Consider the following 4,098-nt stretch of genomic DNA (forward strand, 5'->3'; position numbering starts at 1 on the left):
GCGGATCTCCGCGACGGTGCCGCCGGCGTCGAGCTTGAGCCCCTTGATCCCGAACCCGGTGTGCGTCCGCCCGACCACCCGGCCGACGGCGCCCTCGGCCGAGATACTGACGTCGGAAATGCCGAGGCCGGCGACGGCGCCGAACGCACGCACCCCCGCCACGTCTCGGTGCGCCTTGATGAATCCGGCGAACCCGCCGACGGAGACCGTGACCGCGCCGACGTCGCCGGCCGTGCTGACCAGCGTGCCGGTGACTTCGAGGACACTGCGCAGGCCGCCGATGTCGCCGCGAGCGCGGACGTGGCCGGCGAATCCCCCCGTCGACGCGTCGAGCATGCCGACCGATCCGGCATCGGCCTCGGCCACGAACGTCGCGGCGAAGTCGTCGGCGTCGACGCCGGCGATGTTGCCACGGTCGGTCCGCAGCCCGAACGCCGCGATCCCGTCGACGTTGACCTGCGGGAAGTGGCCCACCGCGCCCGGCACACCGGCATAGGCGGCGGGGGGCAGTGCGGGATCACCGGTCAGCCGCAGCGAGCCGGCGAACGTGCCCGGCACCATCAACGGATCGCCGTAGTTGTCCCGCGCCGTCTCCCTCACCGACCCGGAGATTCCCAGGGCCTGGATCTGACCGGTGATCTTCGAGGCATCGCCGAGCGGGAAGCCGAGGTGGAGGTGGCCGGCCGACGTGATGAACCCGCTGAACGACGACGGCAGGTTGATCGCCAGATCGGCGGAACTGTCGCGGGTGGTGACCTCGCCGGCGATCGCCGCGACGCGGACCGAGCCGATCCGCTCGGCGCGGACGGCGGCGCGGAGGTTGCTGCGCAGGCCGACGATCGCGCCGATCTTCTCGGTGACCTCGATCACGCCGCGGAAGTCGTTGGTCGTCGCCGTGTCGAACGGATTCTTCGTGGCGACGCTGATCGCCCCGTCGATGACGATGTTGTCGACGCTCCGGGCGACGATCCCGCCCAGTTGGATCAGCCCGGTGACGGGGTTGTACGACGTCGAATCGACCGCCTCGTAGTTCTGCGAATTGATCCGGTCGACCAGCGGCGTCTGGCCGACGTCGAGCGTGATGTCGTTTGCGACCGCCACACCCTCGAGGTCGATCTTGTTGACGATCGCGGCACTCAGGCGGACGCTCCCGAGCGTTGTCATGCCGGTGGCAGCCTCGAGCGCGAAGACGTTGGTGTAGCCCGGGGTGTACATCGTGGCGTACGGATCGCCGGGGGCCCCCGGCGGGCTCGGCTGCTCGGGCGCCTGGTTCGGCGTCACCACCACCTCGACGCCGTTGAACGCCCCCAGATCGTGGAGCGTGATGGTGTCGGCGTCGGCGTTGTCTGTCGCCATGCCGGACAGCCGCACCGAAACCCCCTCGCCGGCGCCCGTCGGCCCGGTCACGCGCACGAGGACGGTGTCACCGTCGGCGTCGATCCAGCTCACCTGCGAGACGATCGCCAGGGGCGTCACGGCCAGCAGCCGGCGATCCTCGAGCCGATCGACCGTGAGCCGCTCGCCGGTGCGGCCGGCGCCGTGGCCGAAGGTCCGGCGCCGCGATCGCTTCGCAGCGGCACGGGAGCGGGACGGCGAACGGCGGCGGGGAAACGAACGCATGGCGATGGCTCCGGAATCGGAAACGAGGATCGGTCGGTAGGCGTTGGGAAGGTCGCCCGGGGATGGATCAGTCGGCGGCAGTCGAGTAGACGATCGCGGGGCCGAGGACGAGCGTGCCGTGGTACACGTACCACGAGCTCACCCCGCGGCGCCGCGGCGGCACCGGCATGTCGGGGGAATTGAGGCTCACCTCGTCCTCGATCGGACCCCAGTAGCCGCGGAGATCGACCGCCGCGCGCTTCTGGATGAGGACTTTCACGGGGCCGTTCTTGAGCTCGAAGTCGAACAGCTCGCGATCGGGGGCGGTGCTCGTCGTCATCACGATCGACAGATTCCTCCGGATCGTGACGAAGCTCGCCGTGGCGTTGAGCCCGTCCTCGACCGGGGCGACGATCGAGAGGCTGTCGATCTCGATCGTGGAGGCGGTGACGTCGAAGCCGTCGTCACCGGAGCGTTCGCTGCGGACCGCGCGGATCCGCCACTCCGTCGGTCCCGCGCCGATCACCGAGAGCGCGTCGATGTCGTCACCGCCGGCGGCATCGCCGTCGCTACCCAGCGGGTCGGTGCGCCCCAGCGACCGGGCGATGACGAGGTCGGCCACGAAAGACGACCCACTTCCGCCGGCGACGCTGGCGATGTTGTCCTTGCGCGCCGCGCGAGTCGCCCCGCAGAAGAACACGCCGCCGTTGTCGGCGAGCGTCGATTCCCGGCCCACCGCATCCGCCGCCGCGAACGTCACGGTGCCGGCCCGCAGCCCCGAGCCGCTGTCGAACACCAAGGCGCTGGTATCGATCGCGCGCCGCGGCTTGCGGCCATTGCGGATCAGCACCGTGACGCCGTCCTCGATCGTGAGCGTCACGCCACGCCGCACGTGGACCTCGCCGTCGACGACGTAGGTGCGCCCGGCACGCCACACCGTGTCGCGCACCAGGTCGGCCGTGATCACGACGGGAACGACCGGGGCCGGCGGCTCGACGAACATCCCGGGCGGGAGCGAAAAGACCGCGGGGCCACCGGCCGCTCCCCGCAGACCCGCGCCGGGGGAGAGCTGCAGCGCCGGCCCGAGCCGCTTGGTCGCAGCCGCGCGCTCGGCGGCGGTGGGCACGATCCGGAACGCGAGCACTTCGGTCCCGACGCGCGGGCTGCCGGCGGCGAGCGCCGCGAACCGCTGGCGCCCGTCGAACAGCACCGGCACCTGCGGGCCGGCGCCCGTGGCCGTGACCGGATCGGACCACTGGGTGACGATCTCGATCGTCGGCGGCGGCGTGCGCACGCCCCGGCTGGGGGCCGGCACGACGGTTCGCGCCGTCGCCGCCACGATCGCCACCGGCCGGTTGGCCGGCGCGGCGAGCCACGCGACGGCGCCGGCCAGTGCGCCTCCGGGCACGGGCCCGACCGCGAACAGGAGCGACACCGGCGCCGAATCACGCACGCGCGGCCCGGGGCCTCCATCGGCGACGGACCACATCACCGTGCAGGCGTAGATCCCGGCGGGCGCCCCGACGGTGGCAAACGAATCGCCGCTGCCCCCCCGACCGATCGTCGCCACGATCGGTTGGACGAACGGCTCTCCGTCGGCGACACCGACCGTCGTACCCGGGCGGATCGAACCGCCGCGGGGCCCGGGGGCGACCGTCGTGTCCGCCGCGACGCGGAGGCTCGTGCCACTGACTTGGAGATTGATCGCCACACCGGCCGGAGCGGCGGCAAACGCTGGGCTGCCAACGCCGCTCCAGCGCGACAGGCCGACGACGACCTCGAACTCGAGGACCGTGCCGAGGGGCAACTGCCCCATGCCGACGTCGATCGTCGTCGCCGCGCCCGCCGCAGCAGCGCTGAGCTCGAATCCGTAAGCCCGTGCCGGGGTGACCAGCGCGAGCTGCCGCCCCGAGCCAAGCGGATCGACGACCGGAGCGGTCGCCACGACGATCGCCGCGGCGGCCGGCGGACTCGTCGCGCCGGGGATCGGCAGCCCCCCGCCGGAAACTGTCGCCATCAGGCAGCGGCTCTCGAGCCGCTCACCAGCGGACAGTTGGGCGCGAAAGAGGCTCGCAGATGCAGCACGAGACCGTCGCCGGTCGAACAGACTCATCGAAACCGCCTGTTGGTTCGCCGTGCTCGGAGGCGAACGAAACGCTGCTGACGGTGGATTCTGGCAGACCGACCCTCGATTGGCAAGCACCCCCCAAGGGCTTGGCTCTGCCAGGCCCTGCCACACGCTCCCCCACTCTCTGGAGAAAGCGGCAGCCCCGGTGCTGGCCCACCACACTGCCGTGGGGCCGTCGCGACGCCGTCAGGCCGCCTTGAGTCGCTGGCGCACGGGCTCTTCGGCACTGCCCGAGCCCCCGGTGACCTCGAGCGCCTCGAGCAGCAATTGCTCGCGGCTGGCGCGGGCGGCGCGCTCGTCGCTGCCGAGGCAGACCGCGGCGATCTCGACCGCGACGCCATCGCCCGACGGATCACCGAGCGTCACGCTCG

At 72.0% G+C, this 4,098-nt stretch carries 2 protein-coding genes; both read right to left on the reverse strand.

All coding sequences use genetic code 11. The features are described from left to right. Window positions 1-1,620: hypothetical protein (locus FJ309_17185; GenBank protein ID MBM3956308.1), on the reverse strand; the 1,620-nt coding region annotated here is incomplete at its 3' end. Window positions 1,621-1,687: 67 nt separating this feature from the next. Beyond that, window positions 1,688-3,616 (reverse strand): hypothetical protein, encoded by a 1,929-nt coding sequence (locus FJ309_17190; GenBank protein MBM3956309.1) that lies wholly within the window; start codon window positions 3,614-3,616, stop codon window positions 1,688-1,690. Window positions 3,617-4,098 lie beyond the last annotated feature (482 nt).

This window comes from Planctomycetota bacterium (assembly GCA_016872555.1).
Taxonomy (GTDB): Bacteria; Planctomycetota; Planctomycetia; order Pirellulales; family UBA1268; genus F1-20-MAGs016.